Here is a 24,723-nt window from a genome sequence, read left to right on the forward strand (position 1 = left end):
GCCTCCTGGCGGTGGCCATCCCCGTCGCCGCCATGCTCGCCGTCGGCCTGTGGGGGCTCGACCGCGGCGGGATGTGGCGGGACGAGGCCGTCACCTTCCAGGTCGCGCGGCGGTCGGTGCCGCAGATCTGGCGGCTGGTGCAGAGCGTGGACGCGGTGCACGGCCTGTACTACCTGCTCGTGCGCCCCGTCCTCGCCCTCCACCCCGGCGAGGTCGTCCTGCGCCTGCCGTCCGTCTGCGCGGCCGCCGCGACCGCCGGCCTGGTCGCCGCCCTCGGGGTGCGGCTGGCCCGGCCGCGGGTCGGGCTGTGGGCGGGACTGCTGTACGCGGCCACCCCCCTGGCCGGCCACTACGCGCAGGAGGCCCGCTCCTACGCCCTGGTCGCGGCCGGTGCCGCCGGGGCGACGCTGCTGCTGGCGCGGGGCATGGAGCGGGGTGCCGCCGGGCCGTGGCGACGCGCATGGGCGGCGTACGGGGCCGTCGTCGCCGTCACCTGTCTGCTGCACATGTTCGCCGCGCTGCTGCTCCTCGCCCACGCGGTGACGCTGGCGCTCGCGCGGGTGCCGGGCCGGGTGTGGCGCGGATGGGGCGTGGCGGCGGGCGCCGCGCTGCTCGTGCTCGCCCCGCTGGCGCTGCTCGCGCAGGGGCAGGCGGCGCAGGTGGGGTGGCTGACGGCGCCCCGGTGGGGGAACGCCGAGCGGCTGCTGCGGCAGTTCGCCGGGTCGTCGGGCCCCGTCCTGTGGGCGTACCTGGCGCTCGTCGCCGTCGCGCTGACGGGGATCCGCCGGTCGCCGCTGGTACGGGTGGCGCTGCCGCTGGCGGTGGTGGCGCCGACGGTACTGATGGGCGTGTCGCAGGTGCGGCCGATGTACGACGACCGGTACGTGCTGTACGCCCTCGCGGGGGCGCCGCTGCTGGCGGCGGCGGGCGCGGACCGCGTCGTGCGGGCGCTGTGCCGCCCTTCTTCGCGTGGCTCCTGCCCGGCCGTGGCGCTCGCCGGAGTCCTCGCCGTCACCCTCGTCTTCGCCCACCAGCTCCCCCTGCACCGTCAGCACCGCACCCTCGCACAGCGCGCCGACGACCTCGCGGCGGTCTCCGCGCTCGCCTCCCGTTCGCTGCGCCCCGGCGATCCGGTGCTGTTCCTGCCGTCGATCGGGCGGCGGGCGGCGCTGGCCTATCCGAAGGGCTTCCGGCGGGCGTGGGACATGGCGCTCGCGGTGCCGGGGCCGCAGTCGGGGACGCTGTACGGCCGTGAGCTGACCGCGCCGGAGCTGCGGCGCAGGCTGGCGGGGGTGGACCGGGTCTGGGTGGTGGCGGAGTCGTACGCCCTCGGCGCGCGCTGGCGTCCGCGCGACCCGGTCGAGCGCGCCAAGCTGGCGGTGGTCGGCGAGGAGTTCGTGCCGCGCACGCGCGAGGTGTGCGGCGGGGTGACGTTCCGTCTGTACGTCAGGCGGAACGCCGGCGCCGAGACACCCCCTAGCGTGCCGCCGCCGCCCTGGCCTCCGTCTCCGCCGCCGCGTCCAGCGCCTCGGTGAGCTGGTCGAGGCGGGCCCGCAGGGCGCCGATCTCCTCGATGCCGAAGCCGGTCGCGGCGGCGATCCGCCGCGGTACCTCCGCCGCCCGCTCGCGCAGGGCGGCGCCTTCCGCGGTGAGCCGGACCTCGACGGAGCGCTCGTCGCGGGTGCTGCGCTCGCGGTGCACGAGCCCGGCCGCCTCCAGGCGCTTGAGCAGCGGGGACAGCGTGCCGGAGTCGAGCCGCAGATGCTCGCCGAGGCGCTTGACGGGCAGGTGGCCGTGTTCCCAGAGCACCAGCATCACCAGGTACTGCGGGTAGGTCAGCCCGAGGTCCTTGAGGATCACCCGGTAGACGCCGTTGAAGGCGCGTGAGGCGGCGTTCAGGGAGAAGCAGATCTGGCGGTCCAGGCGGAGCCAGTCGTCCGCGGGCGTGCTGGTCATGCTCCCAGGGTAGCTCTGGTGAGCCATTTAGTTGTGCACAACTTAATTGTGTGCTCTACTTGTGGTCGTGCGGCGGCCGGACCGAACCGCCGCCACCCGATCCGAGAGGGATGGTTCATCCATGGACGCGCTCTACACCGCCGTCGCCACCGCCACCCACGGCCGCGAGGGCCGCGCCGTCTCCTCCGACGGCACGCTGGACCTGCCGCTGGCCATGCCGGTGCAGCTCGGCGGCAACGGCCAGGGCACGAACCCCGAGCAGCTCTTCGCCGCCGGGTACGCCGCCTGTTTCGGCAGCGCCCTCGGCCTCGTCGGCCGAGCGGCCAAGGTCGACGTCAGCGACGCCGCGGTGACCGCCGAGGTCGGCATCGGCAAGCAGGGCGAGGGCTTCGCGCTCGCCGTCACCCTGCGTGTCGAGCTGCCCGACACCGTCGACGAGGCGACCGGCCGCAAGCTGGTCGAGCAGGCCCACCAGGTCTGCCCGTACTCCAACGCGACCCGCGGCAACATCCCGGTCGAGATCGTCGTCGAGTAGTCGCAGGGCAGCCCCCCGGGGGTGGCCGCCGCCTCACCCCGTGATCCGCGCCAGCACCTCCCCGGTCCGCCGGCTCCACGCCACCACGACCGCCTCCTCGGGCACCTCGCGCCAGCGCGTCAGCAGCAGCCAGCGCACGTGGTAGCGGCGGGCGACGGCGGTGCGCTCGGCGCGGGTCGAGTCCGGGGCGAGGTAGGCCGCCACGTCGGCGACCCGCCGCCGGCGCTCGGACTCGTCCAGCGCCGCGTCGGGCCACGCCGGCGCGGCGAGGTTCGGGCCGTACCCGGCGATCGCGTGCACGGCCCAGTACCCGTCGGTGATCACCACCTCGCCCGGCCGGATGTGCCGCGCGGCCCAGTCGTACGACGGCCAGCGCGGCGGCTGCCGGAAGCCGACCGGGTCCAGCGAGCGGGGCACGACCGCCCCCGCGTGCACGGTGAGGAACCCGACGCAGGCGGCGACCGCCGTGACCGCCGCGAGGAGCCGCCGCCACACCGGCCAGGGCCGGGGCGCCGCGAGCTCGACGGCGAGCGCGAACTGCAGCGGCACGAGGGTGAGGCCGAGGATCCGCCCGTAGGTGTAGTGGCCGCTGAACCAGCCGTACGCCACCACCGCCACCTCCAGCGCGAACATCAGCACCAGAGGGTCCCGCCAGGACTCGCGGCGCGCCCGCAGCAGCAGCGCGGGCAGCCCCACCAGGGCCAGGCCGAACTGGCCGCCGAGGTCGAGGTACAGCCGCCGGTGCATGGCGTCGACGCTGGTGTCGCCGGTCAGCGCGAGCACGTCGAAGTACGGCCAGGCCATGCCGACCAGCAGGGCCGTGACGCAGGTCAGGGCCCAGCGCCCCGCCACCGCCGGCCGCCATCCCCGCTGCCACCCCGCCACGAGCGCGAGCCCGCCCAGCACCGCCGCCACCGACGTGATCGGGTGCACCAGCAGGATCAGCCCGTACAGCGCGCCCAGCGCCGCGTACCCGGTCAGGCTCGGCAGGCCGCTGGGCCCGACGAACCGCACCGGCCGCCCGTCCCGGGCCCGCGCGCCGGTCCAGGCCCAGGCCCAGAAGGCGAGCCCGATCGCGAACGCCGACGGGTAGCCCAGCGTGCCGGTCATCGACATCAGCGCCAGATAGCCGCTCCACCAGGCCCGTTCGACGCCCCACAGCAGCGCCATCGCGGCCAGCGCCAGCACCGGCGCCCACGGCCGGGGCGTCAGCACCCGCACGAAGCGGTTCAGGCCGGTCAGCACCACCAGCAGGTTCAGCGGGCCGGAGAGCTTCACCACCTCCCAGCCGCTCATCCCGGTCAGTCGCGCGAAGGCGCCCTGGAGGACGGCGTAGGGGGAGTAGTACGGGCTGCCCGCGCCCGGCAGGTCCGCCGTGGGGTGGCGCGGGTCGAGCAGGTCCGCCTTGAGGCGTTCGACGACGGCCGCGTGCTGTCCGGCGTCACAGCACAGCGGCACCCGCCAGTACGCCAGCGACATCACCAGCCAGAACAGAAAGCCGAAGACCTGGTACGGGGTGGGCCGCCAGACCCGGCCGCGCAGCGCCGTCGCACCGCGCGGGCGCCGCCGGAGGAGCACTCCGGCGCTCATCGAGCCGGGTGAGGAGTAAGCATTCGGGACATTTGTCGTATGTTCCCGTGAAGGTCAATCGCATGACCTCGGCTCACCGCATCGAGTGAGCCCGATCGGCGTGCCCCTGCGCCGGCAGCGACACCGGCCGCCGCACCACCGACTCCAGCAGCAGCGGCAGCCCCACCACCGGCAGCAGCCACGCCAGCACGATCAGCCGCTCACCCCAGATGTTGATGTCCGGGTGCCCGGCCTGGGTGAGGATCCCGGTGAACGCCGCCGCGGCCAGGAACACCCCGAACGCCCGCCGCTTCGCCGCACCCCAAGCGCCGGCGGCGAGCGCCACCAGGAACAGCGGCTCCCACAGCTGCCGGCGCGCCCACTCCATCCAGAAGTTCCCCTGGAGCTGCAGGAACTCCGGCCAGGGCGCGTCGCGGTCGGGCCGCGCGAAATGGCCGGTGAGCAGGTCCTGCACGCTGTCCGTGGTGGACGGATAGCCCAGCAGATGCGCCACGAGCAGGGTCAGCAGGACCGCGCCCAGACCCGTCCCGGCCAGCGCGAGCACCCCGCGCCCCGGCGGCCGGCCGCTGCGCCACCGCCGTACGGCGATCACCGCGCCCGCCGTCGCCAGGCACACCCCGAGGAACAGGGCCTGTGAGTGCTTGACGGTGAACAGGGCCACCAGCGAGCCGCCGGCCAGCGCCAGCCCGGCCCGCTCCCGCCGCCCCTCCAGGACCAGCGCGCACGCCCACACCGCCGCCAGGGTCAGCGCCAGCAGCAGCCCCTCCGTCATGGGCCGCATGGCGGTCGTCCCGACCGGCAGGACGTAGTACAGGCCCTGCCCGGTCAGACACAGCGGGAACGGCACGCGCAGCGTCCGCAGGATCAGGCAGACCAGCACACCGCCCGCGACCGCGGTCACCACACTCGCCGCCCACACCCCCCACAGCACCCCGAACACGGTCACGAACGGCAGCAGGAACACCGGGTAGCCCGGCCGGACCTCGAAGATCCGCATGAACCGCTCCGGCATGTACGGCAGGGTGTGCCCGCCGGTCTGCCCGGCCCTCAGCCGCCGCTCCACGACCCGCCACTCGGCCGCCCGGCAGTCCCGCGTCACCCGCGGGGCCGGGTCGGGGCCGTGGAAGTGCACCACGTGCACGTTCTGCGCGCGGTGGGCGAGCGAGGCCCGACCGCCGCACACGTAGTCGATGGTGGCGGCGGCCGCCTCCCGCTTGGAGTCACCGCGCAGACTGAGCGCGTACGACAGGTAGTTCTTCGTGTCGGGGGTGTCCCGGCCGCTGACGTTCGCCAGCTGCAGGAGGGCGAACAGCCCGGCCAGGAGCAGCACGCAGGTGCGCGGTCGCGGGCGCATGGTCACGAAGCGGTGAGCACGTCACGGCCGGAGGCGGAGGCCGGCGACGGCAGCGTGACCCGCCGCGGCGTCCACGCCTCCTCGCCCAGCATCAGCGTCCGTACGACCCGCTCGGCCGCGTGCCCGTCGTCGTACTCGCAGAACCGCTCCCGGAACCCGGCCCGCAGCCGCTTCGCCTCCGCGTCCCGCCAGGTCCCCGAGGCGAACAGCCAGGCCAGTTCCCGGTAGGAGCGCGAGACGTGGCCCGGCGGCTCGGCGGTGATGTCGAAGTAGGCGCCCCGGCTCGCCGCGTACGCCGGCCAGTCGTCGGCGTGGACCACGATCGGCCGGTCCAGGTTGGCGTAGTCGAACATCAGGGCGGAGTAGTCGGTGACCAGGACGTCCGAGGCGAGCATCAGGTCCTCGACGTGCGGTTCGTCGGTGGCGTCGATCAGCACGCCCCGCCGGTGCAGATCCGACAGGCCCATCCCGCGCGCGTGGCCGGTGGCGAGGGACGGGTGCAGCCGGACCACGAGGGTGTGGCCGTCGCCCAGGTCCTCCGCGAACCGGGCCAGGTCGATCCGGTCGACGTGTCCGCCCCGCCGGTACTCGCGGCGGGTCGGCGCGTACAGCACGACCGTGTCGCCCGCCGGGACGCCCAGCCGCTCCCGCACCCGCGTGCCCGCCCGCGGGCCGGCGTTCACCAGCGCGTCGTTGCGCGGGCTGCCGGTGCGCGCCGACGTGAAGTGGCAGGGGAACGCCCGCTCCCACACCAGCTCCGAGTGCCGGTTGGCGACCAGGCTGTAGTCCCAGCGGTCGGCGCGGCGCAGCATCTGCGGCACGTCGATGCCGTGCCGGGCGCCGGGCTTGGCCAGCAGGTCGGCCGCCATGTACTTCAGCGGGGTGCCCTGGTGGGTGTGGATGTGGACGGTGCCGGGGCGTTTGACGAGCGCGCCGGGCCAGTTGACGTTGTTCACGAAGTACTTGGCCCGCGCGACGACCCGCTCGTAGCCGGCCGAGCCGAGCAGCACGTGCTCCACGTCCGGCGGCAGCAGCGCGGCCGCCTCCTCGTCCTTGACCACCCACACGCCCCGCAGGTGCGGGGCGATCTCGCGGGCCGCGCGGTAAATCGCCCCCGGATCGCCGAGCACGCCCCGGTGCGAGAACGCCGAGTACACGGCGAGGTCCGGGTCCGGGGAACGCCTCACCAGCGGGGCGGTGCGGGCCCGGCGTGCCCGCACGGCCGCGGCCGTCCGCACCCGCAGCGCCCGCCGCTCCAGCGCCCGCCCGGCCCGCCCCGCCTGCCGCCGTGCCACGTAGGCGGCGTAGCCGCCCTCCAGCACCCGGTGCTCCCCGGCGACCGTGGCGCCCTCCGGCTTGTGCGCGCGGAACATCTCGGCCGTACGGCGGAAGAACTCGCCCTTGTCGGCGGGCGGCAGCCGGTCCGGCTTGGCGAGGATGTCCAGGCAGTGCTCGCCCATCTTGGCGTGCAGATAGCCCCGCCAGCCGTGCAGCTCCGGGTGGGCGTCGACGAACGCGAAGACCCGCTCGTACTGGTCGTGGATGTCGAAGTGCTTGCGGCTGGTGGTGGACAGGATGTTGCCCTGGCGGCGCTGCCGGTACTCCAGGCAGACCCGGTCCAGCGCGGCCATCCGCTCGGCGCTGAGCATGACCGGGAACGTCCACGGCGTGTCCTCGTAGTAGCCGGGCGGGAACGCGAAGCCGTGCCGCTCGACGAAGTCCCGGCGGTAGACCTTGTTCCACACGACCATCAGCAGATCGAGGATCTCCGGCCGCTCGGCGGCGCTGAACGTGCCCGCGTCCGCCGCCTCGCCCAGCACGTGCGCCAGCACGTTGCGCCGGGTGCCGCCCCACCAGTAGGTGCGCACGTAGTCGAAGACCAGCACGTCCGGGTCGCCGGTCTCCGCCAGCCGGTCGGCCATCGCGCGCAGCGCGCCCGGCGTGAGGGTGTCGTCGCTGTCGAGGAAGAACAGGTAGTCGCCGGTGGCGTGCGGCATCCCGGCGTTGCGGGCCCGGCCGAGGCCCACGTTCTCCGGCAGGTGCAGCGCCGTTACGCGTGGGTCGCGGGCCGCGTACTCGTCGAGGATCGCCCCGCAGCCGTCCGGCGAGCAGTCGTCGACGGCGATCACCTCGATGTCGCCGTACGACTGCTCCAGGACCGAGTCGAGGCATTCGCGCAGGTAACCCTGCACCTTGAAGCAGGGGATGATGAGGCTGAAGCGGGGCACGTCAGTTCCTTACGAGGGTCGTCGCGGCGGGTGCGGGGATGCGCTCGGCGAGGGGGATCACCGGCGGGATCGCCTCCGGCGGTTCGCCGAGGAACACCCGGCGGACGACCCGCTCGGCGGCCCGTCCGTCGTCGAACTCGCAGAACCGCTCGCGGAAGGCGGCCCGCAGCGCCCGGGACTCCTCGCCCGCCCAGGACCCGTCCCGGAACACCCGCGCCAGCTCCTCGGGGCTGTGCGTGACCGGGCCGGGCGGTGCCGCCATCAGGTCGAAGTAGACGCCCCGGGTCTCCCGGTAGACGTCCCAGTCGTCGGCGTACACGACGATCGGCCGGTCCAGGTTGGCGTAGTCGAACATGATCGACGAGTAGTCGGTGACCAGCGCGTCCGCGGCCAGGCAGACGTCCTCGGAGGACCGGTGCGAGGTGACGTCGATGATCCGGCCCGAGGCCTGCGAGCGCCCCCGGTCGTAGAAGTAGTGGGCGCGCAGCAGTACGACGACGTCCTCCCCGGCCGCCTCGCAGAACGCCTCCAGGTCCAGGCCGGTCTCGAAGCCGGTGTGCCAGTCGCGGTGCGTGGGCGCGTACAGCACGGCCGTCGCGCCCTCGGGCACGCCCAGCTCCGCGCGGATCCGGGCCACGTCGGCGGCGGTCGCCGTGTAGTACACGTCGTTGCGCGGATAGCCGTACTCCAGCTGCTCGTACGACCCCGGGAAGGCGCGCTCCCACATCTGGGTGGAGTGGCGGTTGGAGGACAGGTTGTAGTCCCAGCGGTCGACCCGGCCCAGCAGCTTGGCGAAGCTGCCGGACTGCGCGGCCACCACCGGGTACGTCGACTGGTCGACGCCCATCTTCTTCAGCGGCGTGCCGTGCTGGGTCTGGACGTGCACGCTGCCGGGCCGCTTCACCACGCCCTCGGCGAAGTTGGCGTTGTTCACCAGGTACTTGGCGCGGGCCAGCACGTCCCAGTAGCGGCGGCTGCCGATCACCGCGTGGTCGACATCCTTCGGCACGGTGTGCGCCTGGCCGGGCTCCACCAGGAACACCGACCGGATGTGCGGGGCGAGTTCACGGGCCTTGGCGTGGATCGCCGCCGGGCTGCAGGCGTAGCCGCGGCCCCAGTACGCGCAGTACACCGCCAGGTTGGGGTCGAGCGGGCGGCGCAGCCGGCGCCGGTACATGATGCGGGTGCGCAGCCCGCGCGGGCGCGGCAGCCGCTCCAGCGCCTTCGCCGCCGTCTGGTTGGCGCCGCGCAGCACCCGGAACGCCGTGTACGTGCCGGTCGCCAGCAGCCGGTGCTGCACGCCCAGGCTGCCGCCCGGGGTGCGGTGACCGGCCGGACGGTGCCGACGGTACAGCCTGCTCGCCCGGCGGAAGAAGGCACGCCGGCCGTGGGCGGGCACCCGGCGCGGATGGCCCGCCGTCTTCAGGACGGTCGCGAAGAGCTGGTCGAACAGCGCGTGCGCCCGCTGAGCGGACAGCTCCGGCGCCAGCGCCAGGGCGCGCTCGGCCTGGTCCAGCAGCTCCGCGTGGTGCTCGCCGGGCAGGGAGAGCCGGTTGCCCTGCCGCCGCACGTGATGCCGTACGACCGGATCGGGCCGTACGGCGACCCGCTCGGCCCGCGCCATGACCTCCGCGCCGAAGGCGAGGTCCGTGAAGTGGCCCGCGGGGAAGGCGATGCCGTGCTCGGCGAGGAAGGTCCGCCGGTAGGCCGCCGCCCACGCGGGCAGCAGGACGCCGGTCAGCTGCGGGGCCCGGTCGGGGTGGAAGGCACCCGCCGGGGTCCGGTCCAGCAGCGGCTTCGCGGGCTGCGTCGGCTCGCCCTCCCACCAGGGCGTCTTCTCGTACCCGAAGAGCAGCACGTCGACGTCGCCGGTCTCGCCCAGCCGCGCGTCCAGCGCGGTCAGCGCGCCCGGCAGCAGGAGGTCGTCGCCGTCGAGGAACAGCAGATACGCGCCGGTCGCCGCCCGTGTCCCGGTGTCGCGCGCCCCGGCCAGACCGGCCGACGGCGGCGAGTGGACGGGGGCCACCCGCGAGTCCCGCTCGGCGTGTGCGGCGGCGACGCCGGCCGCGGCGGAGTCGGGCCCGTCGCACACCGGGATCAGCTCGAAGTCGCCGAAGGACTGTGTGAGGACCGAGTCAAGCGCCTGGGCCAGCCGGCCCGCGACCCCATGGGACGGGACGATGATGCTGAAGCGGGGCATTCTGCTCTTTCTGTCGTTCTGGTCCGGATCGGGCGGGAGGTGCGCGCCTCGGACCGTGCGAGGTACGGCCGGGCCGCCCCGACGGCCGCCACGTGGACGGCCGCGACGGAGTCGGCCACGACGAACTGCGGGGCATACGGACTCCCGGAAGGTGAAACGGTCATCGGCGGCCGTCGGTGACGGTGACGGGGCCGGAAGGTTGCGGCACGGTGGCCAGCGGGCTGCGCGGCGACGCCGCCGCGGCCGACGGCACCGGGTGGCGCTCGGCGAGCGGAACGACCGGCGGGATCGCCTCCGGCGGCTCCCCGAGCACCACGTGCCGTACGACCCGCTCGGCGGCGCGGCCGTCGTCGTACGCGCAGAAACGCTCCCGGAACGCGGTGCGCAGCTGGGTGGAGCGGGAGCCGCGCCAGTGGCCGGTGGCGAAGATGTCGATCAGCTCGTCCTCGCTGCGCGCGACCGCGCCCGGCGGGCAGGACCGCACGTCGAAGTAGGTGCCGCGGGCCGCCTCGTACGCCTCCCAGTCGTCGGTGTGGACGACGATCGGCCGGTCCAGGTTGGCGTAGTCGAACATGATCGACGAGTAGTCGGTGACCAGCGCGTCCGAGGCCAGGCAGAGCTCCTCCACGCTCGGGTGGCCGGTGACGTCGACGACCCGGCCGTTCGTCGTGGCGAGCGGACCGCCGTGCCAGGCGTGCGCGCGGGCCAGGACGACGAAGCGCGGGCCCAGGCGGCGCACCACACGCTCCAGGTCGAGGGTGGTGCGCTGGGTGCGGCGGTAGTCGCGGTGGGTCGGCGCGTACAGGATCGCCACGCTGCCCTCGGGGATGCCCAGCGACTCGCGCAGCCGGGCCACCTCCGCCGAGGTCGCCCGCTGGAAGACGTCGTTGCGCGGGTAGCCGTACTCCAGCGTGGTGTAGCGGCCCGGGTAGACGCGCTCCCAGGTCAGGGTGGTGTGGCGGTTCGCGGACAGCACGTAGTCCCACTTGTCGACGCCGTCCAGGAGCCGCCCGAAGTCCATGTCCCCGGCCGCCGCCGGGTGCTCCCGCAGGTCCAGGCCCATGTGCTTGAGCGGGGTGCCGTGCTGGGTCTGCACGAAGACCTGGCCGGGGCGCTTGACCAGCCGGTGGTCGAAGTTGACGTTGTTGACCAGGTACTTGGAACGGGCCAGTGCCGTCCAGTACGCGGCCGTGCCCGGGGTCAGGCGCCGGGTGCCGGCCGGGACCGTGCCGTGGTGCTCGGGCCGGGCGATCCACGCCGTGCGGATGTGCGGGGCGTGCGCGCGGAACGCGGCCTCCAGCGCGCCCGGGTTGCAGCCGTGGCCGCGGCCCCAGGAGGCGGCGAACACGGCCCGGTCGGCGCGCACGGGCAGCCGCAGCTGGATCCGGTAGTGCAGCCGGAGCCCGGCGGCGCGGACGGCCCGGGCCAGGCCCCGGGCGGCCCCCGCGGCACGGCGGCGGACGGCCAGGGCGAGGTGCAGGGTGCGGAAGACGCGGTGCGCGCCGACGCGCACCAGCGCGTGCCGCAGGCGGGTGCGGGCCGGGACCGGAGCGCCCGGGACGCGGTAGCGGCGGTAGTGGGCGCGGGCGCGGCGCAGGAACGCGGCGCGGCTGCGCGGCGGCAGCCGGTCGGGCTTGCGGTACACGGTCGTCAGGTGGTCGACCATGCGGCGGAACAACAGCGGTCGCCAGCGGGCGAGTTCGGGACGCGCGTCGAGATACGCGAACACCCGGTCGTACTGCTCGAAGACGTCGAAGTGCCGGTCGCTGGTGGTGGACAGGATGTTGCCCTGCCGGCGCTGCCGGTAGTGCACACAGACCCGGTCCAGGGTGGCGATCGTCTCCGCGCTCAGCATCACCGGATACGTCCAGGGCGTGTCCTCGTAGTAGCCGGGCGGGAACGCGAAGCCCTCCCGCTCGACGAACTCCCGCCGGTACGCCTTGTTCCACGCCACCATCAGCAGCCGCAGCACACCCGGCCGGTCCTCCAGCCGGAACGGCGCCGGGCCCTCCTCGGCGAGCTGCCCGGCGAGCTTGTTGCGGACCGTCTCGCCGGTCCAGTACGTGCGGGCGTAGTCGTAGACCAGGACGTCCGGTTCGCCGGTCTCCTTCAGCCGGTCGGCGACGGCGAGCAGGGCGTCCGGGGTGAGGGTGTCGTCGGAGTCGAGGAAGACCAGGTAGTCGCCGGTCGCCTGCGCCATACCCGCGTTGCGGGCGGGGCCCAGGCCGGTGTTGCCCGGCAGGTGGACGGCCTTCACCCGCGGGTCGCGGGCCGCGAACTCGTCGATGATCTCGCCACAGGCGTCCGGCGAGCAGTCGTCCACCGCGATCAGTTCGAGATCGGGATACGACTGCGTGAGCACCGATTCCAGGCACTCGTGCAGGTACGCCTGAACCTGGTACACGGGAACGATGACACTGAACCTGGGCAAGGGGACATCCAAGGGTCGGCGGGTCTGCTCGGGCGTTCTGCCCGGGAACGGCCGATGAGGCGGATGGGTTACGGTCCGTACGGCATGTGGGGGAATCAGGGTGAACGCCGAGGGGCGGACCGGTGTGTCCCGGCCCGCCCCGGCGAAGTGACGTGCTGAGCCCGCTACTTCACCGCGCCCGCCATCACTCCCGACACGAACTGCCGCTGGAAGGCGAAGAACACGGCCAGCGGAACCACCATCGAGATGAACGCGCCCGGTGCCAGCACGTCGATGTTGTTGCCGAACTGCCGTACCTGCGTCTGCAGCGCCACCGTGATGGGCTGGCTGCCGGCGTCCGTGAACACCAGCGCCACCAGCATGTCGTTCCACACCCACAGGAACTGGAAGATGCCGAGGCTGGCGATCGCGGGCCCGCCCAGCGGCATCACGACCCGCGCGAACAGCCGCAGTTCACCGGCCCCGTCCAGGCGGGCCGCCTCCAGCAGCTCGCGGGGGATCTCCGCGAAGAAGTTCCGCAGCAGGAACACCGCGAACGGCAGCCCGAACCCGACGTGGAACAGGATCACACCCAGGATGGAACCGAACAGACCGACGTTGCCGAACAGTTCGGCGATCGGGATCAGCGCCACCTGCACCGGCACCACCAGCAGCCCGACCACCGCCAGGAACCACCAGTCCCGGCCCGGGAACTCCATCCACGCGAACGCGTAGCCGGCCAGCGCGCCGATCACCACCACCAGCACCGTCGCCGGGACCGTGATCAGCACCGTGTTGACCAGGGAGTCGGTGATGTCGCCGTTCTCCAGCAGCTTCTCGTAGCTGTCCACGGTGAGCTGCGCGGGCTCGGTGAAGACCGTCCACCAGCCGCTCTCGTTCATGTCCTCCGTGCTGCGCAGCGACGACAGCAGCAGACCTATGGTCGGCACCAGCCAGAACAGGCCCACGACGATCAGGAAGACCCGCACCGCGCCGCCGCTCAGCCTCTCCACCAGCCGCGCCCCGAGAGAACGCCGGTTCATCGCCGCACCTCCCGCCTGAGCCGCCGGACGTTGAACCACATCACCGGGATCACCAGCAGCAGCAGGAACACCGCGATCGCGCTGGCCACGCCCGGCTGGTCCTCGGCGAAGCCCTTGCGGTACAGCTCCAGGGCGAGCACGTTCGCGTCGTCCTGCGAGGAGCCCGGCGCGATGATGAACACCAGGTCGAACACCTTCAGGACGTTGATCATCAAGGTGACCGTGACGACCGCTAGGACCGGCGCCAGCAGCGGCACGGTGACCCTGCGGAACACCTGCCACTCGTTCGCGCCGTCCACCCGCGCCGCCTCCAGCAGCTCCCGCGGCACCCCGGCCAGACCGGCCGCGATCAGCACCATCGCGAAACCCGCCCACATCCAGATGTACGACCCGATGATGGCCGGCGTGACCAGCGACGGGCCCAGCCAGTCCAGCCCGTTGTACGGCTCCTGGAAGTTGTCCGCGGGCAGCCGCAGCAGCGCCCCCTCGGCGGAGGCGGGCAGCGTGAAGGTGCCGTCGCCGGCGGCCGTCGTGGAGGCGACCACCTCGCCGTCCTTCACCGCCTCGATCTTCATCCCGGCATAGCCCAGCTCGGCCGGATCGGGCGCGCCGAGCGTGCCCACGCCCTTGCCCCGGGTGAAGTCCTGCCAGGTGGTGCCGGTGATCTTCCCCGGGTCGGAGGGCGGCTGCCCGGCGGGCTCGGCGTCGTCCGGCATCAGGTCCGGCGCCACCCCCACCAGCGGCAGCGTCACCGGCTCGCCCGGACGGACCGGCTCCTTCGTGACGAACGCGCCCCCGCCGGCCGCCTCCAGCGGCGACTGACGGCCCGGATGCGCCTTCGGGAACGCCGACGACTGGGCGAACGTGTCGTGCACACCCACCCAGACCGCGTTCGCGACACCCTTGTCCGGGTCCTGGTCGTACACCAGCCGGAAGATGATGCCCGCGGCGAGCATCGAGATCGCCATCGGCATGAAGACGACCAGCTTGAACGCGGTGCCCCAGCGCACCCGTTCGGTCAGCACCGCGAAGATCAGCCCGAGCGCGGTCGCGACCGTCGGCGCGAACACCACCCAGACGATGTTGTTCTTCAGCGCGGTGCGGATGCCGTCGTCGGTGAACAGGGCCTGGTAGTTGTCGAATCCGGCGAAGCCGTCGCCGGACTGGTCGTAGAGACTGCGGACGACCGAGTACCCGATCGGGTAGACCACGAGCGCGCCGAGCAGCACCAGCGCGGGCAGCAGGAACAGCGCCGCCATGGTGGTGCGGGTGCCGGTCACGCTCTTGCGCCTGGATGGCCCGGCGGGGGCCCCGGGGACCCCCGCCGAGGGTGCCGACGACTTCATCGCCGGCTCAGTTCCCGTAGGCCGCGGCCGCGTCGGCCTCCAGCTTGCGCTGGGTGCCCGCGATGTCCTTCGGGTTCTTCAGGAAGTCCTGCAACGCCTTCCACTCGCCCTTGCCGGGCGTGCCGCCGAACGCCTGCGGGGCCTGGTCGGACATGTCGAAGCGGAAATCGTCACCGGCCGCGATCAGCGACTTCGCCATCTCCTGCTGCACCGCGTTCGGATACGCCTTCGGGTCCACGTTCTTGTTCGGCGAGAGATAGCCGCCGAGCTTCGCCTGGATCGCCGCCGCGTCCGGGGACGCCAGGAACGTCGCCAGCGCCTGCGCCGCCTTCGAGTCCTCCAGGATCACCGCCGCGTCACCGCCCGACACCACCGGCGCGGTGTCACCGACCGCCGGGAACGCGAACACCTTCGCGTCCGTGCCCACCTTCGCGTCCGTCTCGGCGATGTTGACCTGCACGAAGTCGCCCTCGTAGACCATGCCCGCCTTCGGCTGGTCGCCGCCCGTGAAGGTCTGGGTGACGGACGCCGGGAACTCGGTCTGCAGCGCGCCGCTCGCGCCGCCCGCGAGATAGTCCTGCTTGCCCCAGATCTGCGCGAGCGTGGTCAGCGCCTCCTTCACGGAGGGGTCCGTCCACTTGATCTCGTGCTTGGCCAGCTGGTCGTACTTCTCCGGGCCCGCCTGGGAGAGATAGACGTTCTCGAACCAGTCGGTGAGGGTCCAGCCGTCCGCGCCGCCGACCGAGAAGGGCGTGACGCCCGAGTCGTAGACCGTCTGCGCGGTGCTGAGCAGGTCCTCCCAGGTCTTGGGCTCCTCGGCGCCCGCGTTCTCGAAGACCTGCGTGTTGTACCAGATCAGCGACTTGTTGGCGGCCTTGTAGTAGACGCCGTACTGCTTGCCGTCGACCTTGCCGATGTCCTGCCAGCCCTGCGAGAAGTTCTTGGCCAGCTCCGCCTGCGCCTCCGCTCCCAGCGGCTTCGCCCAGCCCTTGTCGACGGCCTGCTTGATGGCGCCGGGCTGCGGCAGCATCGCGACGTCCGGCGGCTGGCCACCGGCGATCTTCGAGCCGAGGAAGTTGATGATCGGGTCCTGCGCGGGCACGAACGTGACCTTCGCGCCCGTCCGCTTCTCGAACTCCGCGAGCACCTTCTTGAAGTTGGCCTGCTCCGGGCCGGTCCAGACGGCGGCCACCTCCAGGGATTCGCCGTCCAGCTTCGGGAGTTGCACGGTGGCGGTGGTCTGGGTACCGCCACCGCCGCCCTCGGTCTCGCTGTCCTTGTCGTCGTCGCCTCCGCAGGCGGTGAGCGAGAGCGTCAACGCCCCCGCGAGGAGAGCCGCGGCGGCCCTCGCGGCCCTGCGTGTCGTCGTCCGGCTGGTGCTGCTCCTGCTGTGCATCACGGCCCCGTTCTTCGTCCTCGTCGAACGTCCAGCGCTGCTCCGTGAGCACTGGTCTACGCCGGGTGACGGGGGTCGGCAAGGGCGCGAACCGTGTCAAGGGGGTGATCGTGACCGCGCTGTGACTCGCGAGGCCCTGGGGCGTGTCCGCCTAGGGGGTGTCTCGTCGATCAGGCCGGATCAGGGAGCGGCGTCTGGTGCCGTGCATCGCAAGGCGGAGGAGGGAGTCGATGCGGAGCGATGGGGGTGCCCCCGCGGGAGCTCGTTCGAGCGTGGGGGAGAGTGACGACAACGCGGCGAGGCGCGGTGCCAGACGCCGCGAGCCCGGCATGATCGACGAGACGCCCCCTAGAGCAGCGACGGCGCCCGGGACGCCGACACCTCCCGCGCCGCCCGCTCCAACGCGCTCGCCAGCAGGGCCAGATCCGTCGGCCCGTTGCCCAGCTCCCGCACCGGACGGCGGGCCGGCGGATCACCCATGCGGTGCCACTCCAGCGGCACGACCGTCGGCCGCAGCGTCGCGGTGCGCGGGATACGTCCCGTGACCCGCCCGCCCTGGAACGGCGTGACCCGCCCGTTCGGCCCCGTCAGACCGCCCCGCCCGGGCGCCGGCTCGTCCGGGCCCGCCGCCGGGGCCTCCAGCACGATTCGCAGCCGGGCCCGCCGCGCCGCCTCCGACTCGGCCGTACGACCGCCCGGCCCGGCCGCCGCGACCAGATGAACGCCCAGCCGCTCGCCCTCCCGCGCCACCGCCTCCAGCGCCCGCACCACCGACCCGGCCGCGGGCCGGCCGGGCGAGCCCAGGGCGGGCTGGAACAGCGCGTCCAGATCGTCCACGACCACCACCAGCCGCGGCAGCGGCGGCGGCGCCGCCTCGGCCGGGCGGCGCGCCCCGCCCGGCCGCAGCCGCAGCGTCGAACTCGGCGGCGCCTCCAGATCGCCCGTGGCGGCCTGCCCCGGCGCGGAGCGCTGCGTGACCATCCGGTCGCTCAGCTCCCGCCCCGTGTGCCACTCCGCGAAGTCCGAACGGCCCAGCAGCTCCGCCCGCCGCTTCAGCTCGGCGCTCAGCGACTGCGCGAACTCCCGCATCCGCACCGGGTCGTTGGCGGTCAGGTGGGTGGTGACATGGGGAACGTCCGTGCAGACCCGCAGTCCGTCGCCGTGCCCGGCGCCCGCGCCCACGCTGTCCCGGCCGTCCATCAGCACGATGCCGAGCCGGTCCGGACGCTCGGCGGACGCCAGCGAGGCGACGACCGCGCGCAGCAGCTCCGTACGACCGCTGCCCGCCGGGCCCTCCACCAGCAGATGCGGGCCGTCGGCCACGAGGTCCGCGACGACCGGCCCGCGCGGTCCCGCGCCGAGCACCGCCCACGCCCGGCCGCCCAGCGACCGGGTGTCGTCGGCCGCGTCCGCCCAGCGGGCCATCAGCGACGCCGGGGTGGCCCGGGCCAGCCCCAGCTCGTCCAGCAGCCGGGCCGACTGCGGCAGCGGCGCGGACACCCGCGCCTGCCGCTCGGCGCCGACGCCGGAGCCGTCCGGCCGGAGCGGGGCCAGCGCCCGCGCGAACCTCTCCGCCCACGCGGGGGACACCGCGTCGACGGTGGCTATCGTGCCGTGGCCCACGGGCCCGCGCGCGGCCGTCCGCTCCGCGGGGGCCACCCGCAGCAACCGCAGTGCCGTGGCCACATCGCCGCTGAGCAGCGCCACCGCCCCGCACTCCCGGAACGTCGGCGCCACCGCGCAGGCCGCCTCGTACGTGTCCGTCACCGGCGAGGCGGGGGACGCGGGGTCCGTCTCGGCGAGACACACCACGTGGATCCCGGCCCGCGGCCCCTCCCCGGCCAGCCGCGCGATCGCGTCCCGCAGCCCGGCACCACCGGGGTCACCGTCGACGACGACCACCGTGTACGGGCCCGGGAAACCAGGCTCGGGATCGTCCTGCAGGGCCCAGGAGGGGCGGTGGGGCGGGGTGCTGCCGGGTGTTGCCGGGGGCCGGCGGTCGGCGCCGGCGCCGGGGGCGGAGCCGGTGCCGGGTGCGGGGGAGGCTGGGGTGCCGCTGTGTGCTGCGGCGGGCTCGGTGGCGTTGCCCGCGGCGGTACCGGAACCCGGGTGCGAGCCGCTGTCGGCGGGTGCGGGCTGGACGCCGTGACCCGCGCCGGGCCCGCCGGTGCCGGTCGTGATGCCGGTGGGGCCCGTCGTGGGCTGGGACGCGGTCCCGTGGGCGGGGGCCGGGGACCGGAAGTCGGCGCCGGGGCCTGTGCCGGGGGCACTCGTCCGGGCCTGTGCTGCGGGGTCGGACGCCGTGCCGCCCGGCCGGCCCTGCGCCGCCGTGCCGCCCGGCCGGCCGTGTGCCGTCGCGTCGGGACCTGCGTTGCCGTGCGAGCCGTGCGCTGCCGCGCCGGAACCCGTGTCGCCGGGGCGGCCCTGTGTCACCGGGGCGGACGCCGTGGCGCCCGGTCGGCCCTGCGCTGCCGCGCTGGTGCCGGGGTAGCCCGGCCGGCCGTGTGCGGTTGTGTCGGGACCTGCGTTGCCGTGCGAGCCGTGCGCTGCCGGGCCGGAACCTGCGTCGCCGCGCCGACCGTGCGTCGCCGGGGTGGACTCTGAGCCGCCCGGCCGGTCCTGCGCTGGCGCGCCGGAACCCGCGCCGCCCGGCCGGCCGTGTCCCGCCGGGCCGGAACCTGAGTCGCCGGACCAGCCGTGTGCCGCCGCGCCGGGACCTGCGTTGCCGTGTGGGCCGTGCGCTGCCGGGCCGGAACCCGCGTCGCCGGGCCCACCCTGTGCCGCCGCGTCGAACGCGTTGCCGCCCTGTCGGCCCTGCGCCGACGCGCCGGCGCCGGTGTAGCCCGGTCGCCCCTGCGCCGACGCGCCGGACCCCGCACCGCCCGGCCGGCCGTGTCCTGCCGGGTCGGCACCTGAGTCGCCAGACCAGCCGTGTGCTGCCGGGGCGGATGCCGTGTGGCCCGGTCGCCCCTGCGGCGACGCGCCGGAACCCGCGCCGCCCGGTCGGCCATACGCCGTCGCGCCAGACCCCGCGTCGCCGGGCCGACCCTGTGCCGCCGGGTCGAACCCGATGCCGCCCTGTCGGTCCTGCGCCGCCGCGCTTGCGCCGGTGTAGCCCGGTCGACCCTGTGCCGCCGGGCCGGAACCTGAGTCGCCGGGCCAGCCCTGAGCCGCCGGGCCGGAACCTGAGTCGCCGGGCCAGCCCTGTGCTGCCGGGCCGGAACCTGAGTCGCCGGGCCAGCCCTGTGCTGCCGGGCCGGAACCTGAGTCGCCGGGCCAGCCCTGAGCCGCCGGGCCGGAGCCCGAGTCGCCAGGTCGGCCCTGCGCCGCCGCGCCGTAACCCCCGCCACCCGGGCGGCCATACGCCCCCGCGCCGGAACCCGCGCCGCCCCCCTGGCCGTGCGCCCCCGCGCCGCCCGCCGTATCCCGCCCGGCCGCCCCGGCCGGAGTCATGTCGGCGGCCGTCGTGGTCGTGGGCCCGGTCGGCTGTGCGGCCGGTGCTGGCTGTGCCGTCGTTCGGGGGCCGCTCGTGCGGTCCGTGAGGTGGTCGTCCAGGCGGCGGAGCAGTTCGTCGGTGCGGGCGGCGGCCTGTTCGCGGTCGTAGGCGAGGAGGAGGCGGCAGTCCTGGCCGTGGCCGGGGCGCACCTGCGGGAGCCAGCCCAGCCAGGACCACTCGGTGGTGCGATCGGCGATCGAGCGGGAGCGGTCGGTGCTGATCAGCACGATCTCGAGAGTGCCGGGGGAGTGCAGCGCGGCGAGCTGCGCCAGCACCGCGCGGGCCAGCCCGGACAGCCGGGGGCGCGGCCCGGCCAGGCCCAGCGCACCCACCTCGCGCAGATCGGCGGTCACCGGCACGGCGGGCAGCAGCCCGGAGCCGTCGGGTGCCGCGCGGTCGGCCGTGCCGAGCCGCACGGTCAGTGCTTCCGGGTGTCCCGGCCCGCGTTCCCACAGCCGGGGGCCGGGGCCGAGCGCGGTGAGCAGCAGGGCCGCCGGGTCCGGCCAGGTCTCCGGCAGCCGGGGGCCCGCCGACAGCGCGGGCGCGGCTACGGCGGCCGTCTCGGCGTCGTACGTCTGCGGCCCGGGCGCCGGCTGCTCGCCCCGACCGCCGGCCAGCCGACGGGCCCACGCGCCGAGGCCGCCGCGTCGGCGAGGGGCGGCCGGTGTGCCGGCGGTGCCCGGTCGTGCCGGTTCCGGGACGGTCGGGCCGGCGGGGGTGCCGTGGAGGCCGCCGGTCATGCCTTGGCGCCCGTCGGTCATGCCCTGGCGCCCGCCGTGCGTGCCGCCGTCGGACGGCGGCTGTGCGGGCGGCACCAGCCGGGCGCCGGGCGAGCGTCCTCCGGTGCCCCGGTCGTCGGTCTGCGTGCGGTCATCGGTCCGCGTGCTTCGGTCCTCGATCCGCGGCGCCCCTGCCTGCCCCGGCACGACCGGGGGGCGCACGGCGTGCGCGGTGTCCCGGCCAGGCTGCCGCCCGTCGGCGGCGCCGTCCGCGGGGGCCGGGGACACCCGGACGAAGCCCTCTCCGTCCGGTGCCGTGGCCCGCCGTGCGCCCAGGCCCCCGGCGGGGGCGAGGCGCAGGGCCGATTCACCGAGCCGCAGCAGCGCGCCCGGCGCGAGCCGGACCGGGTGGGAGCCGACGCGGGAGCCGTCCAGGGTGGTGCCGTTGGTGGAGCCGAGGTCGGCGACGGTGACGCGGCCGTCGGCGTCGAGGGTCACCGCGCAGTGCAGCCGGGAGACGTCCGGGTCGTCGAGCGGGACGTCGGCGTCGGCGGAGCGGCCGATGTCGATCCGGCCGCCGTGCAGCAGATGCACGCCGCCCGCGTCGGGGCCGGCGACCACGTCGAGGCGGGCCGGGGCGTCGCCGACCTCGGGGTGCGGCTCGGGGTCGGCGGGGGCGCCGAGGGACAGCACCGCGCCGTCCACGAGCGGGGGCTCGCCGAGGGTGCAGCGGCGGTCGTCGAGGCGTTCCGCGCCGGCGTACAGCACGACCGGGCCGGGCTGGGCGGCGCCGTCGCCGGTGACCGCGGAGGCCAGTGCCGAGGCGACCGCGGAGAGGGCCGTGCCGGCGGGCGCGGTGACCAGCAGGTCGCGGCTCGCGGCGCGGCCACGCGCCTCGGCCGAGGGCGGACCCAGCGGGTCTACGACGGTCAGCCGGATCTGCATCGCCGTCAGCGGTCCCTTCTGCGCGGGCGCGGAGGGGCGACCCCCCAGGAGCGCACGAGCACGTCGGCCAGTACTGCACGCATCCTCGCACCTGTCACCGGCCGCGCGCCCGCCGCTCCGGCAGAAGTGATCTTGATTGGTCGGCTCTGCCCGCAAAAGTGCCTGCCCAAAGCGTTGCCGCCGACCGGTTGAGATCGGTCACGCCCGCTTTCGGCAACCTTGGGACCGGGGTGAGCGTCTTTCCTTCGAACGCGGGCGGGGGTGTGTACGTAGCACCCACAGAAAGAGGACAGCCCGGTCCCGCACACCCGGCACTACAGTGGTTCGGAACGACAAGCAGGCAAGGCAAGCAACAGGGAGCGCGTGACGTGCGGCCAGTCGGCAGCAAGTACCTGCTCGAGGAGCCGCTCGGACGCGGCGCCACGGGCACCGTCTGGCGAGCCCGCCAGCGGGAGACCGCGGGTGCCGAGGCGGCCGTACCCGGACAGCCCGGCGAGACCGTCGCCATCAAGGTCCTCAAGGAGGAGCTGGCGAACGACGCCGACGTCGTGATGCGCTTCCTCCGGGAGCGCTCCGTGCTGCTCCGGCTGACCCACCCGAACATCGTCCGGGTGCGCGACCTGGTCGTGGAGGGCGATCTCCTCGCCCTGGTCATGGATCTCGTCGAGGGTCCGGACCTGCACCGCTACCTGCGCGAGAACGGCCCCTTCACCCCGGTCGCCGCGGCCCTGCTCACCGCGCAGATCGCCGACGCGCTGGCCGCCAGTCACGCCGACGGCGTAGTGCACCGCGACCTGAAGCCGGCGAACGTCCTGCTCAAGCAGGACGGCGGCCAGATGCACCCGCTGCTGACCGACTTCGGCATCGCCCGCCTCGCCGACTCGCCCGGCCTGACCCGCACCCACGAGTTCGTCGGCACGCCCGCGTACGTCGCGCCGGAGTCCGCCGAGGGCCGCCCGCAGACCTCCGCCGTCGACATCTACGGCGCCGGCATCCTGCTGTACGAGCTGGTCACCGGCCGCCCGCCGTTCGCCGGCAGCTCCGCCCTGGAGGTGCTGCACCAGCACCTGAGCGCCGAGCCGCGCCGCCCCTCCACCGTCCCCGAACCGCTGTGGACGGTCATAGAGCGCTGTCTGCGCAAGAACCCGGACGAGAGGCCGAGCGCCGAGAACCTCGCGCGCGGCCTGCGGGTCGTCGCCGAGGGCGTCGGCGTGCACGCGAACTCCGCGCAGATCGCCGCCGCCGAGAACGTGGGCGCCCTGCTCGCCCCGGACCCGGCGCCCGCCGCCGTCCCCGGCTCCCCGGGCGCGGCCGACCCGACGCAGGTGCTGCCGCACGGCTCCGCGCCGGGCGCGTACGACCCGAACGGCGCGACCAGCGTCCTCCCGCACACCGGCGGCCCGGCCGGCGCCGCCGACCCCACCGCCGTACTCCCGAACACCGGGGCCGCCGACCCGACGGCCGTGCTGCCGCCGGTGCCCCCGAACCAGCCCGGACAGCACGGCCAGGACCCCGGCCGGCAGGGCGAGCACCCCTGGCAGAACCAGCTGCGCGCCGCGCGGGACCGCAACGAGCAGACGCAGGTCCAGTACCTCGACCCCAGCCAGGACCCGCTGCGCCGCCGCCCCCAGCGGCAGGTGGCCCGCCCGCAGCAGCAGCCCCAGCAGCCTCAGCGGCCCCAGCCCCAGCAGCGCCCGCAGCCCCGGCGCCAGCAGGGCCCGCCGCCCGGCTACGGCTACCCGCAGCAGCAGCACCAGCCGCAGCAGTACGCACCGCAGCAGCAGCCCCAGCGGTACGCGCCGCCCGCCCCGCCGCAGCCGCAGCAGCCCACGCGGGAGCCGAGACAGCCGCGGCAGCGCAGCGCCAACCCGATGCGCATCCCCGGTCTGGGCTGCCTCAAGGGCTGCCTGTTCACGATCGTCATCCTGTTCGTGGCCGGCTGGCTGGTCTGGGAGCTGAGCCCGCTCCAGGAGTGGATCGGCACCGGCAAGGGCTACTGGGACCAGCTCACGGACTGGGTGGGCACGGTGACCGGATGGATCAGCGACCTCGGCGGCGGATCGGACGGCGGCGGATCCGGCGGCGGGGGCGGCTCGACGCAGTAGCGCTCCACGGCGGCGGGACCCTCGGGCGGCGAGTCCGTCAGGCGGCGAGTCTGTCGCTTTGTCGACACCCGGGGGGTGATTTCGGCCTCCCCGGTGAACGTCGGCTCGCCGGACGCGTAGTTTTAGCGACAACACGCGTCTGTAGGAGCAGTCTTGGCACGGAAGATCGGCAGCCGGTACACCGCGAACCAGATCCTGGGACGGGGCAGCGCCGGCACGGTGTGGCTGGGCGAGGGGCCTGAGGGCCCCGTCGCCATCAAGCTGCTGCGCGAGGATCTGGCGTCCGACCAGGAACTCGTCGGACGCTTCGTCCAGGAGCGCACCGCCCTGCTCGGGCTCGAGCACCCGAACGTGGTCTCCGTCCGCGACCTGGTCGTCGACGGCAACGACCTCGCGCTCGTCATGGACCTGGTCCGCGGCACCGACCTGCGCACCCGGCTGGAACGGGAGCGGCGGCTCGCCCCCGAGGCGGCCGTCGCGATCGTCGCCGACGTCGCCGACGGGCTCGCCGCGGCCCACGCCGCCGGGGTCGTGCACCGGGACGTCAAGCCCGAGAACGTCCTGCTGGACATGCAGGGCCCGCTCGGACCCGGCGGCTCGCACCGCGCCCTGCTCACCGACTTCGGCGTCGCCAAGCTGATCGACACCCCGCAGCGGACCCGCGCGACCAAGGTCATCGGCACCCCGGACTACCTGGCGCCCGAGATCGTCGAAGGCCTCCCCCCGCGGGCGTCCGTCGACATCTACGCCCTCGCCACGGTCCTCTACGAGCTGCTGGCCGGCTTCACGCCCTTCGGCGGCGGACACCCGGGCGCCGTGCTGCGCCGCCACGTCACCGAGACCGTCGTCCCGCTCCCCGGCATCCCCGACGAGCTGTGGCAGCTGATCGTGCAGTGCCTCGCCAAGGCCCCCGCCTCCCGGCTGCGCGCCTCCGAGCTGGCCGCCCGGCTGCGGGAGCAGCTGCCGACGCTGGCCGGAATGCCGCCGCTGGACGTGGACGAGCCGGACGCCGACGCCGCCGAACCCGCCGACGACGCCCCGCGGCCCCAGCAGGGCACCCCGGCGCCCCCGGCCCGGGAACGCCGGGGCGCGGTCTCGCTGGTCCCCGGCGCCAAGCCGGACTCCAACCGGGACACCCACACCTCGATGCGCGTCCCCGCCCCCGACGAGCTGGCCGGCGGCGCCCACGGCACGGCCCGCGCGCCCCGCGCCTCCGGCGCCCCCCGTCCCGGCTCGGCCCGCAACCGCGCCGCCACCCGGCGCCGCCGCATCACCCTCGGTGCCGCCGCGGTGGTCCTGGCCGCGGCGGTCGGCACCGGCGCCTGGCTGGCCGCGTCGGGCGACGACGAGGGGGCGGCACCGCAGGACACCAGGAACTCGGCACCGGACACGCCCTGACG

Annotated in this window: 14 protein-coding genes; 4 read left to right on the forward strand and 10 right to left on the reverse strand. The window is 74.8% G+C overall.

The window, feature by feature from the left end; all coding sequences use genetic code 11:
• The first annotated feature begins 11 nt into the window (after window positions 1-11).
• Window positions 12-1,535: a glycosyltransferase family 39 protein gene (locus AMK31_RS00150; RefSeq protein WP_073938197.1), complete on the forward strand. Its 1,524-nt coding sequence runs from the start codon at window positions 12-14 to the stop codon at window positions 1,533-1,535.
• Here AMK31_RS00150 and AMK31_RS00155 read toward each other — a convergent pair.
• Window positions 1,477-1,956, reverse strand: coding sequence for a MarR family winged helix-turn-helix transcriptional regulator (locus AMK31_RS00155; RefSeq protein ID WP_107468477.1), 480 nt, complete (start codon window positions 1,954-1,956; stop codon window positions 1,477-1,479). The two genes, AMK31_RS00150 and AMK31_RS00155, sit on opposite strands and share 59 nt — an antisense overlap.
• A 121-nt stretch (window positions 1,957-2,077) precedes the next feature.
• Here AMK31_RS00155 and AMK31_RS00160 point away from each other — a divergent pair, with 121 nt between their 5' ends.
• Complete coding sequence (locus tag AMK31_RS00160) at window positions 2,078-2,491, forward strand: organic hydroperoxide resistance protein (protein WP_073938199.1); 414 nt, start codon at window positions 2,078-2,080, stop codon at window positions 2,489-2,491.
• A 33-nt stretch (window positions 2,492-2,524) separates the two neighbouring features.
• On the opposite strand, the gene AMK31_RS00165 is transcribed toward AMK31_RS00160, so the two are convergent.
• From AMK31_RS00165 to AMK31_RS38865, 9 genes are all read right to left on the reverse strand, one after another.
• On the reverse strand, window positions 2,525-4,081 hold the full coding sequence (locus AMK31_RS00165) for a hypothetical protein (RefSeq protein ID WP_073938200.1): 1,557 nt from the start codon (window positions 4,079-4,081) through the stop codon (window positions 2,525-2,527).
• Between the two features lie 73 nt (window positions 4,082-4,154).
• Window positions 4,155-5,435 (reverse strand): hypothetical protein, encoded by a 1,281-nt coding sequence (locus AMK31_RS00170; RefSeq protein ID WP_073938201.1) that lies wholly within the window; start codon window positions 5,433-5,435, stop codon window positions 4,155-4,157.
• Between the two features lie 2 nt (window positions 5,436-5,437).
• The gene (locus AMK31_RS00175; protein ID WP_073938202.1) at window positions 5,438-7,663 is read right to left on the reverse strand and encodes a bifunctional glycosyltransferase/CDP-glycerol:glycerophosphate glycerophosphotransferase; all 2,226 of its coding nucleotides are present in this window, start codon (window positions 7,661-7,663) and stop codon (window positions 5,438-5,440) included.
• A 1-nt stretch (window position 7,664) separates the two neighbouring features.
• Entirely contained in the window at window positions 7,665-9,863 is a 2,199-nt protein-coding gene (locus AMK31_RS00180; protein ID WP_073938203.1) for a bifunctional glycosyltransferase/CDP-glycerol:glycerophosphate glycerophosphotransferase, read from the reverse strand.
• A 160-nt stretch (window positions 9,864-10,023) separates the two neighbouring features.
• Window positions 10,024-12,294, reverse strand: coding sequence for a bifunctional glycosyltransferase/CDP-glycerol:glycerophosphate glycerophosphotransferase (locus AMK31_RS00185; RefSeq protein ID WP_073938204.1), 2,271 nt, complete (start codon window positions 12,292-12,294; stop codon window positions 10,024-10,026).
• A 164-nt stretch (window positions 12,295-12,458) separates the two neighbouring features.
• The gene (locus tag AMK31_RS00190; protein ID WP_073938205.1) at window positions 12,459-13,316 is read right to left on the reverse strand and encodes a carbohydrate ABC transporter permease; all 858 of its coding nucleotides are present in this window, start codon (window positions 13,314-13,316) and stop codon (window positions 12,459-12,461) included.
• Window positions 13,313-14,596 (reverse strand): carbohydrate ABC transporter permease, encoded by a 1,284-nt coding sequence (locus AMK31_RS00195; protein ID WP_073938206.1) that lies wholly within the window; start codon window positions 14,594-14,596, stop codon window positions 13,313-13,315. The genes AMK31_RS00190 and AMK31_RS00195 overlap by 4 nt, the downstream gene beginning before the upstream one ends.
• 73 nt (window positions 14,597-14,669) lie before the next feature.
• A complete protein-coding gene (locus AMK31_RS00200; RefSeq protein ID WP_073938207.1) occupies window positions 14,670-16,058 on the reverse strand; it encodes an ABC transporter substrate-binding protein in 1,389 nt (462 codons plus the stop codon).
• A gap of 348 nt (window positions 16,059-16,406) precedes the next feature.
• Window positions 16,407-21,218 carry an FHA domain-containing protein gene (locus tag AMK31_RS38865; RefSeq protein ID WP_079186619.1) on the reverse strand — a complete coding sequence of 1,604 codons (4,812 nt, stop codon included), beginning with the start codon at window positions 21,216-21,218 and terminating at the stop codon, window positions 16,407-16,409.
• Window positions 21,219-21,586: 368 nt separating this feature from the next.
• Between AMK31_RS38865 and AMK31_RS00215 the strand changes: the two genes are divergently transcribed.
• Window positions 21,587-23,323: a serine/threonine-protein kinase gene (locus AMK31_RS00215; RefSeq protein ID WP_073938208.1), complete on the forward strand. Its 1,737-nt coding sequence runs from the start codon at window positions 21,587-21,589 to the stop codon at window positions 23,321-23,323.
• A 153-nt stretch (window positions 23,324-23,476) separates the two neighbouring features.
• The gene (locus tag AMK31_RS00220; RefSeq protein ID WP_073938209.1) at window positions 23,477-24,721 is read left to right on the forward strand and encodes a serine/threonine-protein kinase; all 1,245 of its coding nucleotides are present in this window, start codon (window positions 23,477-23,479) and stop codon (window positions 24,719-24,721) included.
• Window positions 24,722-24,723: the final 2 nt, after the last annotated feature.

Origin of the sequence: Streptomyces sp. TSRI0107, assembly GCF_001905845.1 — a bacterium.
GTDB lineage: Bacteria > Actinomycetota > Actinomycetes > Streptomycetales > Streptomycetaceae > Streptomyces.

Bases quoted from the DNA above. Each gene is read 5' to 3' on its own strand.
- AMK31_RS00170 (WP_073938201.1), bottom strand. From the start codon at position 5,435: ATGCGCCCGCGACCGCGCACCTGCGTGCTGCTCCTGGCCGGGCTGTTC.
- AMK31_RS00160 (WP_073938199.1), top strand. From the start codon at position 2,078: ATGGACGCGCTCTACACCGCCGTCGCCACCGCCACCCACGGCCGCGAG.
- AMK31_RS00200 (WP_073938207.1), bottom strand. From the start codon at position 16,058: ATGCACAGCAGGAGCAGCACCAGCCGGACGACGACACGCAGGGCCGCG.
- AMK31_RS00180 (WP_073938203.1), bottom strand. From the start codon at position 9,863: ATGCCCCGCTTCAGCATCATCGTCCCGTCCCATGGGGTCGCGGGCCGG.
- AMK31_RS38865 (WP_079186619.1), bottom strand. From the start codon at position 21,218: ATGCAGATCCGGCTGACCGTCGTAGACCCGCTGGGTCCGCCCTCGGCC.
- AMK31_RS00155 (WP_107468477.1), bottom strand. From the start codon at position 1,956: ATGACCAGCACGCCCGCGGACGACTGGCTCCGCCTGGACCGCCAGATC.
- AMK31_RS00165 (WP_073938200.1), bottom strand. From the start codon at position 4,081: ATGAGCGCCGGAGTGCTCCTCCGGCGGCGCCCGCGCGGTGCGACGGCG.
- AMK31_RS00190 (WP_073938205.1), bottom strand. From the start codon at position 13,316: ATGAACCGGCGTTCTCTCGGGGCGCGGCTGGTGGAGAGGCTGAGCGGC.